The organism is Achromobacter sp. B7, assembly GCF_003600685.1.
In the GTDB taxonomy this organism is placed as follows: Bacteria; Pseudomonadota; Gammaproteobacteria; order Burkholderiales; family Burkholderiaceae_B; genus Achromobacter; species Achromobacter spanius_B.
The window spans coordinates 2,293,852-2,305,809 of record NZ_CP032084.1; the positions used below are offsets into that span (position 1 = coordinate 2,293,852).

Genomic DNA, 11,958 nt, shown 5'->3' on the forward strand with positions numbered 1-11,958 from the left:
ACGGGGAGCCCTATGAGCAATACCGTTCAAATCAAAGTGCCGGACATCGGCGACTTCAAGGAAGTGGAAGTCATCGAAGTGCTGGTCGCCGTGGGCGACACGATCAAGGCCGAACAAAGCCTGATCACCGTTGAGTCGGACAAGGCGTCGATGGAAATCCCCGCGTCGCAAGGCGGCGTGGTGAAATCCATTGCGGTCAAGGTGGGCGACAAGGTTGCCGAAGGCGCGGTCGTGCTGGAAGTGGAGGCGGCGGATGCCGCCGCCGCGCCGGCCGCCAAGGAAGCACCCAAGGCCGCTGAGGCACCCAAGCAAGCTGCGGCTGCTGCGGCGCCAGCCCCGAAGTCCGCGACGCCTGCGCCGACGGCAGCCACCTTCAAGGGTTCAGCCGACGGTGAATACGACATGCTGGTGCTGGGCGCGGGCCCCGGCGGCTATTCCGCCGCCTTCCGCGCCGCCGACCTCGGCCTGTCCGTGGTCCTGGTCGAGCGCTACGCCACGCTGGGCGGCGTCTGCCTGAACGTGGGCTGCATCCCGTCCAAGGCGCTCTTGCACAACGCTGCCGTCATCGACGAAGCCCGCGAGCTGGCTGCCCACGGCATCAGCTTCGGCGAGCCCAAGATCGACCTGGACAAGCTGCGCGGCTACAAGGACAGCGTGGTCGCCAAGCTGACCGGCGGCCTGGCCGGCATGGCCAAGGCTCGCAAGGTCACCGTGGTGACGGGCGTGGGCGAATTCGCCGATGCCAACCACCTGACCGTGACGTCGGCCGACGGCAAGAGCCAGACGCTGCGCTTCAAGCAAGCCATCATCGCCGCCGGCAGCCAGTCGGTGAAGCTGCCCTTCATGCCCAAGGACGACCGCGTCGTCGACTCCACCGGCGCGCTGCTGCTGCGTGAAGTACCCAAGAAGATGCTGATCGTGGGCGGCGGCATCATCGGCCTGGAAATGGGCACGGTGTATTCCACGCTGGGCGCCCGCCTGGACGTCGTGGAAATGCTGGACGGCCTGATGCAAGGCGCTGACCGCGACCTGGTCAAGGTCTGGCAGAAGAAGAACGCCTATCGCTTCGACAACATCATGTTGAAGACGAAGACCGTGGGCGCCGAAGCCAAGAAAGACGGCATCTACGTCACGTTCGAAGGCGAGGGCGCGCCCAAGGAACCGCAACGCTACGACCTGGTTCTGCAAGCCGTGGGCCGCAGCCCCAACGGCAAGAAGATCGGCGCCGACAAGGCGGGCATTGCCGTGACCGACCGCGGTTTCATCGAGGTCGATCGCCAGATGCGCACCAACGTGCCGCACATCTACGCCATTGGCGACATCGTCGGCCAGCCGATGCTGGCGCACAAGGCCGTGCACGAAGGCCACGTGGCAGCGGAAGCCGCCGCCGGCCAGAAGTCGTTCTTTGACGCGCGCGTCATTCCGTCGGTGGCCTACACCGATCCGGAAGTGGCATGGGTGGGCCTGACCGAAGACGAAGCCAAGAAGCAAGGCATCAAGATCGAGAAGGGCGTGTTCCCGTGGGCCGCCTCCGGCCGCGCCATCGCCAACGGCCGCGACGAAGGCTTCACCAAGCTGATTTTCGACGCGGAAACGCATCGCATCCTGGGCGGCAGCATCGTGGGCACCCACGCCGGCGACCTGATCAGCGAACTGGCCCTGGCCGTGGAAATGGGCGCCGACGTCGTCGACATCGCCAAGACCATCCACCCGCACCCGACGCTGGGTGAGTCGGTGGGCATGGCGGCGGAAGTGGCGGAAGGCGTCTGCACGGACTTGCCGCCGATGAAGAAGAAGTAGTGTGTGGGGGTAGCGTGTTGCGACGGTTGTCGTTGCACACGTCGCCGCATACATCGCCGCATACGTCGTCGCACGCGATGACGCCGCAATGCAAAAAGCGCTGGCCTTGTAAAAGGACCAGCGCTATTTTTTTGGGATGCCGCCGCGTGGCGTCCGGCGTCCGGGGCAGGGGTGGATATCAGGGGTGGGATATCAGCCGGGACATATCAGGCTTGCGATATCCGACGTGTGATATCAGGCGTGCGATATCAGGCGTGCGTATTGATGCGCGAACCCAGCGTGGCGTCAACGGCCATCGGGGCCACCGACTGCATCAGCGTCAGCGCGGTATCGGCTTGCGCGTTCAGCGCCTTCTTCAGCACGCGGGCCTGGATTTCCTGCGATAGGTTCACGTCTTGCAAAGCCAGTGCGGCGTTGACGGTGCTGCTGATGGAATCCATGGTCTTTGTGTCCTTGTGGAAGAGTGCTTGCGGCAGGCGATACGGCTGGGTCGATAAGCTTGGGTCGATCGCTTGGGTCGATAAGCTGGGGTCGATCGGCTTGGCTCGATTAGCTAACCTACTTCAAACATGTCGCATTATTGCGCAGGTTTGCGGTTCTTGTGCAAAAGATTGTGGGTGTTTTACGTGGCTGGGATGTGACAGGGACGGTGCTGGACGCTGCATCGGGCAAGACAACATCGCTGCGGTACGGTGTGCGGCCTTAAGGCTGCGCCGGACATTCCTTCACCGCGCCCCAGCCATGGTTCGGTTCGCAGTATTGCTTGCGAGCCGCCCACGCGCATTCCGGACGTTCAAAAAACCCAAGCTCGGCGCAACGCGCCAGTTCTCGGTCCAGTGCGTCCACCCACGCCATCGGGTTCCGGGCAGGAATTTCGGTGATGCGCAGCATTGATCGCGGAGCGCTAGGGGCGGCAGTTGCGGGAGCGGCGGCGTTAGCAGCGCCAGCAGCATCAGAAGTGCCGGCAGCAGCTGGGGCACCAGAGGCCGCAGAAGCGTCAGCATCGGACGCGGCATCAGGGCTGGTAGCGGAGGGCACGGGGGCGCTTGCCGCCGGCGCTGATTGCGCTGGCGCAGCCGTCTGTGGCGCATCCACGGACACGCCCGCCTCGGGCTTCGTCGTCTCCCATTCGCTGGGCGCTTCTTCCGTGGGCAGTGCCGGCAGCGGCGCCAACGGCACGCGTACCGGGCTGGCCGACCTGGCGCCCGTGATCCCGTTGTTAGGCGCATTCCACGACACCACCAGCAGCACCAAGGCGCCATAGATTGCCAGCGTGTACAGCACGGTCAACGTGGCGGAACCCACACGCCGACCCGTCATCGGCTGGCCTTCATCCCGCCCCAACAGGGCGCGCCAACCCACCAGCGCAGCGCCGGGCGCCGAGATCAGCGCCCAGCCGATACGCCGCAGGCAACTAGGCTGAGGCTGCGGCATCGCGGCCTGCACCTGGGCCGCCAGCAATTCCCGCAACGCGCGATTCTCTTCCCGCAGACGCCGCGTCTGCGCATCCACGGGCGCCGTGGCATCAGGATCCGTGGTGCTGTCATGCTGCGTAGCGAAGGGATCGGGAGGCGTGGCGGTCATGGGGCTGCAAAATATAGATACAAAGGCGGTGCGGTGGCAAATTATGAGGGTGCGCAACGCGTTTCAAAAAAGCGAGCAGGCGGCAAAAAGCGGCCTTCTATATTTGGTTGATCGCGCGCCGGAGATTGCGACGCATATTCCGATCACGGGCAGTGCAAACTGGGCAATGACAACGCACGTGGGACGTCTGGGCCTATCGAGGATGTTGCCGACTACGGTCCCAAAAGCAAAAAGCAGAAAAGCCGGCTTGCGCCGGCTTTTCTGCGATCTAGTGCCAGGGTGGATCGGTTTCAACCTTGCGGTATCACCGATCCTTCCGTCAGGCGTTGCTGGTTGATTAACGCAGCAGCGACAGAACGGTTTGCGGCACTTGGTTGGCTTGCGCCAGAACCGAGGTACCAGCCTGTTGCAGGATCTGAGCCTTGGACATGTTCGACACTTCCGTGGCGTAGTCGGCGTCTTGAATACGCGAACGAGCGTTGGACAGGTTGTTGACCACGTTGTTCAGGTTCGAGATCGTCGATTCCAGACGGTTCTGCACGGCACCCAGTTCACCGGTCAGCTTGTCCAGCTTCGTGAAGGCAGCGTCCAGCGTCTTCAGCGGATCGGTGGTCTTGTCGCCAGCCGAGGTCGTCGAGGTCGTCAGCTTGCCGTCCGAACCCACCAGGACCTTGGCGCCAGCAGCCGAGGCGTATTCCTTGGCGGTGGCGCTGTTGTCGCCAACCACGGTCACTTCGCCGGTGTCGGCGTTGATCTTGTACGACGTGTCGTACGTTTGGACCTTGGTCAGTTCGCCCTTGTTGTCGGTCCACGTGTTGTCGGAGTCGGTCGTGGCGGTAGCGAAGGTCACCGAGGCGGACGTGATGCCCGAGCCCATGGTCACGGTCGACGCGGCGGTCGAGGAGCCCAGGGCGCTGAGGACGTCAGCGGTCGAAGCGACGGCGGTGTACGACAGCTCGCCAGTGTTGCTGTTGCTGTACTTCGTGCCACCGATGGTGACCGAGCTGTTGGCTTCCGTGCCGACCGAGGTCAGGACGTCGTCCAGCGTGGCTTGGGTCAGAGCACCGCTCTTGTCGTTGGTGGTCAGTTCGCCATCAGCGTTCAAGAAGGCAGCGTTGCCGCCGATGGTGATCTTGCCTGCGGCGTCAACGTCGAACGTGGCGGTCTTGCCCGTCGTGATTTCGTAGCTGCCCGACACCGTGCCGCTGGTCGGCTTGATCTTGTTGGCCAAGGCGGTAACGTCAGCGGCAACGGTCGTGTCAACCGTCTTCGTGAACGTGAAGTTGCCCTTGGCAGCGTCGTACGTGTAGGTGGCACCGCCGCCCACTGCGACCGTGTTGCCATCGCTCAGCTTGCCCAGCACGGATTCGGCCGAAGCAGCTTGGAACGTCGTGGTGACCTTGTAGGAACCGTCGCCTTGCAGGGCGCCGCCTTGGGCGATCACGTCGGTAACGGTAGCCGAACGGTTTTGGGTCACGCCCTTGCCGTTCACGTTGAAGCCGTCCAGACCCAGCGTCTTGACGCTGATTTCCGACAGGTTCAGGGTGATGGTTTCGCCGTCGTTGGCGCCAACTTGCAGCGTCAGGGGCTTGGCCGAATCCGACAGAACCTTCACGCCGTTGAAGTCGGTTTGTTGCGAGATGCGGTCGATGTCCGACAGACGTTGGTTAATTTCGTCTTGCATCGAGTTCAGCTGTTCTTGCGAGTAGCTGCTGTTACCGGCTTGCACGGCCAGTTCGCGAACACGTTGCAGGTGGGTGTTGATTTCGGAGGCAGCGCCTTCCGTCGTCTGAGCCAGCGAGATACCGTCGTTGGCGTTACGAGCGGCTTGGGTCAGGCCCTTGACGTTCGCGGTGAAGCGGTTGGCAATGGCCATACCGGCGGCGTCGTCCTTGGCGCTGTTGATGCGCAGGCCCGACGACAGGCGTTCGATGGCGGTACCGAGGGAAGATTGCGACTTGTTCAGGTTGTTCTGAGCAACGAGCGACAAGTAGTTGGTGTTGATAACTGCAGCCATGTTTAGGCTCCCAAGAGAGAAAGGCTTCTTCAAACCGGGCAGCTAGGCCGCCCAAACGTAACGAGAAGGTATCGACGATGTTGCTGAAACTCTTCCGTTGCCAGGATAACGACAGGGCCCAAACATTCTTTAGGGCATTTTTTCGATATCCGTAAATTTTTGCTCTTGGGAAACTCGGTTACTCGCTAAACAGGGGGGGTGACGGGCCAATAATTAAGGGCCAACCGTGGCCACGTCACCTGTAACAAGGCAGGCTTTAAATCAACAGGCCGTTCGCGCGCAGCTTGCTCATGGCCTCGGCCACCAGCGTTTGGGCGATGGAGTCCAGATTGCGCACGCGCTTGAGCGACTTGCCGGAAGGATGTGCAACGTCTCCGCTGGCCAATGCATCACGCAGCTTGGTGCGCAGGTCCGCCACCGGGGTCTGGCCGTCGATGTGGCGAATCACGAACTTGCCGATGTCATCCGACGGAAACAGCACATGTTGATGCCACAGGTTATAGGTGCCTAAGGGCAGGGCGTCTTGCTCGGCCAGCCGGCTCAAGGCAGCAAGCCCGGGAATCCACTGCGGTTTCGCGGCATCCGCAACATAGCCCAGCGGTTCATGGCGGTATTCCAGCGCGTTTGCATTAAGGAACACGACCAGGTGGGTCAGGACCGCAATCGTCAACTCATCCGGCGTGGTCGACTTCTTGGCTTTTGCGCGGGCCGCGTCCAGCAGTTCCGCAAAGCTGAGTGCGTGCGGCCAGGCCTGGCGCAGCGCTTCCGCGACCGCGACAAAGGTGGGATCGCTGCTGGCGATGCCTCGGCCGCGCGCGGTCCGGTAGTGACGTTCTTTGGACGGAGCCCCGGCCGGAGCGGCGGACGATGTCAGACGCGCGCCAAAGTGCATTTTTTCAAACACGTTGACTTCGGGCGTTTCCAGGATCTGCTGCGCGCGCTCCTCATGAATCAGCAGGCTCTTGCGGAACTGGCGGCCTACGGCGAAGTCCAGATACTGCTCGCGCATCTCCCTTGAGGCATCGGCTGCCAACGCGTTATGCATGACGGCAACGTTGTCGCCGAAATTGCTGGCCATGCACGATTGCGGCTCGGCGTCAGTCAGATAAGCCAGGCCCGCTTGTTGTGCGGCCGCTGCAAATTCCAGGAAATAGCAGGGCGAATTCACTGCCTCAAGATACTCGTGCACCAGGTAATAGTCGGAATGCCTGCGCAATTGGCGCGACGCGTGTTGTAGCGCCGAGCGCAACGGGTTGGTGTTCGACAGCCCATTTTCCAACATGCTCAGCATGTCCTTCGCGCGCACCAGGCGATCCTGCGGCGTTTCAGCACCAAAGCTGTTAAGGATCATCGCGTCGCGCACGACGTCGGACGCTTTCCAGCCGGGGTAGGTGTTGTAGCTAACGTAGGCGATGCCATCGGGAGCCAGGTTTTCACGGCATACGCGCAGGATGGCATCGCGCACAACGGGCGGTACCCAGCTGAATACGCCGTGCACGATGATGTAGTCGAACTGACCGAAATCCTTGTCGATGTCGGTAATGCTCATGGCGCGCAGGTCGATGTTCTTCAACCCCATGGCCTTGATAACCGCTTGGCCCGACTCGATCTGTTGCGCCGACAGGTCGACGCCCGTGGCGTGCGCACCCGGATGCGCCGCGGCAAACGGCAAGAGGTTGCCGCCCGCCGCACACCCCAGCTCCAGGACGCGCGCGTTCTCTACCGCCGGCGCATTCAGGCCGTACAACGCCGCCACGGCACGCAGGTGGCCGGGCGCCGTAAGCGGAAAAGCATAGGATTCGTAAGGCGTTTCGTCATAGGCGTCGGAAAGCGCCTGCACGAGGTCATCGGAATGATTCATAACGGGTTCCAGGGCGAAAAGAGGCTGTGCCGGCGGGTAGCCTGGCCTGCGGGTAACTAGGTGAATGATGGCGATAGCCTAGCAGCGGGCCGCTACCGCAAATGCGCCGAATAGCGCCAGAATTGCAGGGGTTTCCGCAGCGCAGGGGCGAGTGCCGACTGCGTTACGGAGCCCATCAAATAATCTGCGCGATCTGCCCTTCCAGCGGCAGGTCCTGCCAAGCCATCTCTTTCAGCTTCGCCCGGATCCGCGCCGTGGCCTGCGACCGTAACTGGCACACCCGTGCCTCGGTCACATTCATGATGGCGCCGATCTCTTTCAGATTCAGCCCCTGCTCGTAACACAGCGACAGCAACAACTTCTCCCGATCAGGTAGCGCATCAATCGCCTGCACCAGCGCCTGACGGAAATCACCAGCCAGTAACGCATCCAGCGGGTTCCCACCGGCCGAGCCGTGGTTCAGCGTGGCGGTCCAGTCGGATTGGCCGGAGGCGGAATCGGGTTCGGTGGTGAAGTCTTCGTAATGCACGATCTGCACGCCTTGGGCGTCGTGCAGCAGCGACTGGTATTCGCCGATCGGCATTTCAAGCTGGGCGGCGATCTCGGCTTCGGAAGGCGCGCGCATCAGGCGCTGCTCAAGCTGCTGGATAGCTTGCTCGATCTTGCGCGCCTTGGTGCGGACGCTGCGGGGCAGCCAGTCCTGGCCGCGAAGCTCGTCCAGCATCGCGCCACGAATACGGGTCGTGGCGTAGGTCTCGAATTGGGCGTCTGCCGTTTCCTGATAGCGCCTTACGGCGTCAAGCAGGCCGATCATGCCGGCCTGTATCAGGTCGTCGAGCTCCACACTAGCGGGTAGCCGTGCGAGCAATTGCAGGGCCAGCTTCCGCACTAGCGGGGCATATTCGACCAAGCTGTCATCTGCGTGGGGCATTGCGGGAATGTCAGGCGGTGTCCATCGTGACGCATCGTCAGACGTTGTCAATTTGCGACATTGTCGACAAACGCGCGGCTGCGCTAAAGCGACCAGGATTTAGTGATCGGCAAGGTGACATTGTCGGCACTGCACAACATTTCATTCCTGGAAGTACGCAACGTTTTGAATGCTTATTTGCCAAATTGACGTAAATTCGTCACGAGTTTCTATGTCAATGTGTATCGAAACTCACAGGTTGCGCAATATCAACAAAGATTTGTCATATAAGTCATAGAAAATGACATCACCTGTGGTAAATTTTACTTAAATTGCGAACAAATGATACATTTCGCATTAAAACAGGATGCAGCAGCAATCAGGTGTCACTAAGACACCGGTGCTTTTGGTTATCGAGCCCCCGTGGGTGGGATTGGGATAGGGAGTAGGGCGTGCAACAAGTCGAAAATTCTTTGCTGGCAGACATTCGCGAAGTGAATCTGTCATACCTGTTACTTGCGCAACGTATGTTGCGTGATGACTTTGCAGCATCCATGTTTCGTTTGGGATTCAGCAACGAAGTCGCTGACATCCTGATGCGCCTGTCGCCGGCGCAACTGGTCAAGCTGGCCAGCTCGAGCTCGCTGCTGTGCCGTTTCCGCTTTGATGACTACAGCCTGTTGTCGGCCCTGACCCATGATGTTCTGGGCGGCGCGCTGCAACAAGCTCACGCAACAATCTTGCTGGCCAAGCAACCTGTAGAAGAACTGGCCTGACGGCCGCTCCAACACCCACTCGGACTCGTGTAATGGCCTCCAAAAGCGTATCTCAGGAAGCGGACGACATCCTGCTTGCCAGCTCCATGATTACCCTGGGAGCGCGGCTTCAGGTTCTGGAGGCTGAAACCAGCCTCAGCCACGACCGCCTGGCACGCTTGTACCGCGAAATCCGCGGCTGCTCGCCACCCAAGGGCATGCTGCCGTTCTCGGTGGACTGGTTCATGACCTGGCTGCCGAATATTCACTCGTCGCTGTTCTACAACGTTTATTCGTTCTTGAACGCGCGCACCAGCAGCAAAGGCATTCGCGCCATCATCGACGCCTACCGCCTTTATCTGGAAAACGCCGGCCTGGACACGGCCGAAAGCTCGGAACCGGTGTTGAGCTTCACCCGTGCCTGGATGCTTGTGCGCTTCTTTGACAGCGGCATGCTCCAGCTGTCCGCCTGCCGCCAATGTGGCGGCCATTTCATCGCCCATGCCCACGATCCGCACTCGGATTTCGTGTGCGCGATCTGCCGCCCGCCTCCTCGCGCCGGCAAGACGCGCGCGGCCGCCAAAGCCCGTGCCGGCACCCGTCCGGTGCCCGCGCTCGGCGCTGCCCGTCCGTGACCCGGACGCGCCAGGCGCGCGTCCAAATACATCAAAAGCCCTGGAAAACTCCCCGTAACCCGCCTTTTTGGGTCGGGGGGAACAGGGGATCATTGACGCCAGTTTTAGACTTCGTTGGCAGGGGCCTGATGTGTTGATTGTTATCGGTTTTCTCGTGGTGATCGTGTCGGTCGTCGGCAGCTTTATAGCGCTGGGCGGCCATTTGGGCGCGCTTTACCAGCCCTTCGAGCTGACACTGATTTTTGGTGCGGCCTTTGGGGCTTTTCTTGCCGGCAACAGCAAAAAATCGCTGATGCTGGTCAAGAAGGCGCTGCCCGACGCGCTTAAAAGCTCGCGCTACAGCAAGGACGTGTACATGGAGCTGATGGCTCTGCTGTACGTGTTGTTGAATAAAGCGCGCCGTGAAGGCCTGATGGCCATCGAATCGCATATTGAGGACCCGGCTTCCAGCCCGATCTTCAGCGAATATCCGCGCATTGCCAAAGACGCGAAGCTCATGGAGTTCATTACGGACTACCTGCGCATCATGATCAGCGGCAACATGAGCTCGTTTGAAATCGAGACGCTCATGGACGAGGAAATCGAGACCTATCGCCATGAACGCGAAGTGCCCGCGCACGCGCTGCAACAGATGGCTGACGGCCTGCCGGCCTTCGGTATCGTGGCCGCGGTGCTGGGCGTGATCAAGGCGCTGGCCGCCGTGGACCAGCCGCCCGCCATCCTGGGCGACCTGATCTCCAAGGCCATGGTGGGCACGTTCCTGGGCATCTTGCTGGCGTACGGTTTCGTGGGGCCGCTGGCTTCGCGGGTCGAGCGCCGCAATGACGAGGCCATGAAAGTGCTGGAATGCATCAAGACCACGCTGCTGGCCAGCATGAACGGCTACCCGCCGCAGCTGGCGGTGGAATTTGGCCGCAAGGTGCTGTTCTCGTCCGTGCGTCCGACCTTTGGTGAGCTGGAAGAGCACGTCCGGCAAACCAAGTCGACCGGCAAGGCCTGACGGAGCGGGCGATGAGCACCGTAAACAACCACCGTGTGGTGATCCGCCGCAAGAAGGTCAAGGGCGGCGGGCATCATGGCGGCAGCTGGAAAATCGCCTACGCCGACTTCATCACGGCGATGATGGCGTTCTTCCTGGTGATGTGGCTGATCAGCATCGTGCCGCGCGAAGAGCTCAAGGGCATCGCGGAATACTTCCGCATGCCGCTGCGCGTGGCGATCACGGGCGGGCCCAGCAGCTCGGCCGAGACCAGCGCCGTGCCCGGCGGCGGCCGCGACCCCTTGCGCAGCGAGGGCGATGTGCGCAAAGGGCAGGGCAACCGGGTCGAATCGCAACCCATGGGCGACGCCGAACGGCGCGAACAGCACCGCCTGGAAAACCTGAAGCGCCGCCTTGAAAACGTCATCGAGACCAGCCCCGTCCTGAAAAGCTTCAGGCCGCAGCTGCTGATCGACCTGACGACCGAGGGCCTGCGCATCCAGATCATCGACAACCAGAACCGCCCGATGTTCGCCACCGGCCGCGCCGAAGTGCAGCCGTACATGCGCGACATCCTGCGCGAACTGGGGCCGGTGCTGAACGAGCTGCCCAACCGCGTCAGTATCTCGGGCCACACCGACGCCTCGCAGTACGCGCGCGGTGAGCGCGCCTATAGCAACTGGGAATTGTCGGCGGACCGCGCCAATGCCTCGCGTCAGGAATTGGTGGCCGGCGGCATGAACGAAAGCAAGGTCATGCGCATCCAGGGTCTGTCTTCCAGCATGAGTCTGGTTAAAGATGATCCGTATGCAGCCGTTAATAGACGTATCAGCCTCGTGGTGCTCAATATGAACACCCAGAAGCGCATCGAAAACGAGAACGCCGCAGCCGCGGACGTAAGCGCCAAAGATGCTCGCGAGGTGGGGACGGCCGTGGAGGCGGTGCAAGCCGCCGCCCAGGCCGCGACGGCAACCAATCAAGGCGAAGCGGCGAACGCGCCGCCGGTTCAGGGGGTTCGATAGCAATGGCGGCAACGATTCTGGTGGCGGACGACTCGGCGACGATGCGGATGATCGTCCAGGCGACGTTGACGGGCGCGGGGTGGAAAGTGTTGACGGCCGGCAACGGCCAGGAAGCGCTGGAGGTGGCCAAGAGCCATCCGGTGGACCTCGTGGTCAGCGACTGGAATATGCCCGTCAAGGGCGGGCTTGAATTGATTCAAGGCCTGCGTGAGCTGGACCAGTACCTGGATGTGCCGGTGCTGGTGCTGACCACCGAAGACGATGTGGGTAGCAAGATGGCCGCTCGGGATCTGGGCGTTTGTGGCTGGCTGTCCAAGCCGGTCGACCCCGATGTGCTGGTGGAATTGGCGACCGAGCTGCTCGATGAGCAGGCCGGCGCGTAAAGCAGGTTCATT

General features: G+C 61.6%; 11 protein-coding genes. 6 read left to right on the plus strand and 5 right to left on the minus strand.

Going from position 1 to position 11,958, the window contains the following annotated elements:
• Nucleotides 1–12: 12 nt before the first annotated feature.
• Nucleotides 13–1,800: a dihydrolipoyl dehydrogenase gene (lpdA, locus tag DVB37_RS10305; RefSeq protein WP_120154975.1), complete on the plus strand. Its 1,788-nt coding sequence runs from the start codon at nt 13–15 to the stop codon at nt 1,798–1,800.
• Nucleotides 1,801–2,048: 248 nt separating this feature from the next.
• Here lpdA and DVB37_RS10310 read toward each other — a convergent pair whose 3' ends face one another.
• From DVB37_RS10310 to DVB37_RS10330, 5 genes are all read right to left on the minus strand, one after another.
• Nucleotides 2,049–2,240, minus strand: a complete 192-nt coding sequence (locus tag DVB37_RS10310; RefSeq protein ID WP_104144959.1) for a putative motility protein — start codon at nt 2,238–2,240, stop codon at nt 2,049–2,051.
• A 262-nt stretch (nt 2,241–2,502) separates the two neighbouring features.
• Nucleotides 2,503–3,384 carry a hypothetical protein gene (locus DVB37_RS10315; RefSeq protein WP_120154977.1) on the minus strand — a complete coding sequence of 294 codons (882 nt, stop codon included), beginning with the start codon at nt 3,382–3,384 and terminating at the stop codon, nt 2,503–2,505.
• A gap of 337 nt (nt 3,385–3,721) precedes the next feature.
• Nucleotides 3,722–5,401, minus strand: a complete 1,680-nt coding sequence (locus tag DVB37_RS10320) for a flagellin (protein WP_120154979.1) — start codon at nt 5,399–5,401, stop codon at nt 3,722–3,724.
• 256 nt (nt 5,402–5,657) lie between these two features.
• Nucleotides 5,658–7,262, minus strand: coding sequence for a methyltransferase regulatory domain-containing protein (locus tag DVB37_RS10325; RefSeq protein WP_120154981.1), 1,605 nt, complete (start codon nt 7,260–7,262; stop codon nt 5,658–5,660).
• Nucleotides 7,263–7,437: 175 nt separating this feature from the next.
• A complete protein-coding gene (locus DVB37_RS10330) occupies nt 7,438–8,193 on the minus strand; it encodes an RNA polymerase sigma factor FliA (RefSeq protein WP_046806432.1) in 756 nt (251 codons plus the stop codon).
• A 431-nt stretch (nt 8,194–8,624) separates the two neighbouring features.
• Here DVB37_RS10330 and flhD point away from each other — a divergent pair, with 431 nt between their 5' ends.
• From flhD to DVB37_RS10355, 5 genes are all read left to right on the plus strand, one after another.
• On the plus strand, nt 8,625–8,948 hold the full coding sequence (gene flhD / locus DVB37_RS10335) for a flagellar transcriptional regulator FlhD (RefSeq protein WP_046806433.1): 324 nt from the start codon (nt 8,625–8,627) through the stop codon (nt 8,946–8,948).
• A gap of 32 nt (nt 8,949–8,980) precedes the next feature.
• Entirely contained in the window at nt 8,981–9,562 is a 582-nt protein-coding gene (gene flhC, locus DVB37_RS10340; protein WP_046806434.1) for a flagellar transcriptional regulator FlhC, read from the plus strand.
• A gap of 130 nt (nt 9,563–9,692) precedes the next feature.
• Nucleotides 9,693–10,562 (plus strand): flagellar motor stator protein MotA, encoded by an 870-nt coding sequence (motA, locus tag DVB37_RS10345; protein WP_046806435.1) that lies wholly within the window; start codon nt 9,693–9,695, stop codon nt 10,560–10,562.
• Nucleotides 10,563–10,573: 11 nt separating this feature from the next.
• Nucleotides 10,574–11,563, plus strand: coding sequence for a flagellar motor protein MotB (gene motB / locus DVB37_RS10350; protein ID WP_104144971.1), 990 nt, complete (start codon nt 10,574–10,576; stop codon nt 11,561–11,563).
• Nucleotides 11,564–11,565: 2 nt separating this feature from the next.
• Nucleotides 11,566–11,946, plus strand: a complete 381-nt coding sequence (locus DVB37_RS10355) for a response regulator (RefSeq protein WP_046806437.1) — start codon at nt 11,566–11,568, stop codon at nt 11,944–11,946.
• Nucleotides 11,947–11,958 lie beyond the last annotated feature (12 nt).

Coding starts and splice junctions, on each gene's coding strand:
- DVB37_RS10315 (WP_120154977.1), bottom strand. CDS start 3,384: ATGACCGCCACGCCTCCCGATCCCTTCGCTACGCAGCATGACAGCACC.
- lpdA (WP_120154975.1), top strand. CDS start 13: ATGAGCAATACCGTTCAAATCAAAGTGCCGGACATCGGCGACTTCAAG.
- DVB37_RS10325 (WP_120154981.1), bottom strand. CDS start 7,262: ATGAATCATTCCGATGACCTCGTGCAGGCGCTTTCCGACGCCTATGAC.
- motB (WP_104144971.1), top strand. CDS start 10,574: ATGAGCACCGTAAACAACCACCGTGTGGTGATCCGCCGCAAGAAGGTC.
- DVB37_RS10355 (WP_046806437.1), top strand. CDS start 11,566: ATGGCGGCAACGATTCTGGTGGCGGACGACTCGGCGACGATGCGGATG.
- DVB37_RS10310 (WP_104144959.1), bottom strand. CDS start 2,240: ATGGATTCCATCAGCAGCACCGTCAACGCCGCACTGGCTTTGCAAGAC.
- flhC (WP_046806434.1), top strand. CDS start 8,981: ATGGCCTCCAAAAGCGTATCTCAGGAAGCGGACGACATCCTGCTTGCC.
- DVB37_RS10320 (WP_120154979.1), bottom strand. CDS start 5,401: ATGGCTGCAGTTATCAACACCAACTACTTGTCGCTCGTTGCTCAGAAC.
- DVB37_RS10330 (WP_046806432.1), bottom strand. CDS start 8,193: ATGCCCCACGCAGATGACAGCTTGGTCGAATATGCCCCGCTAGTGCGG.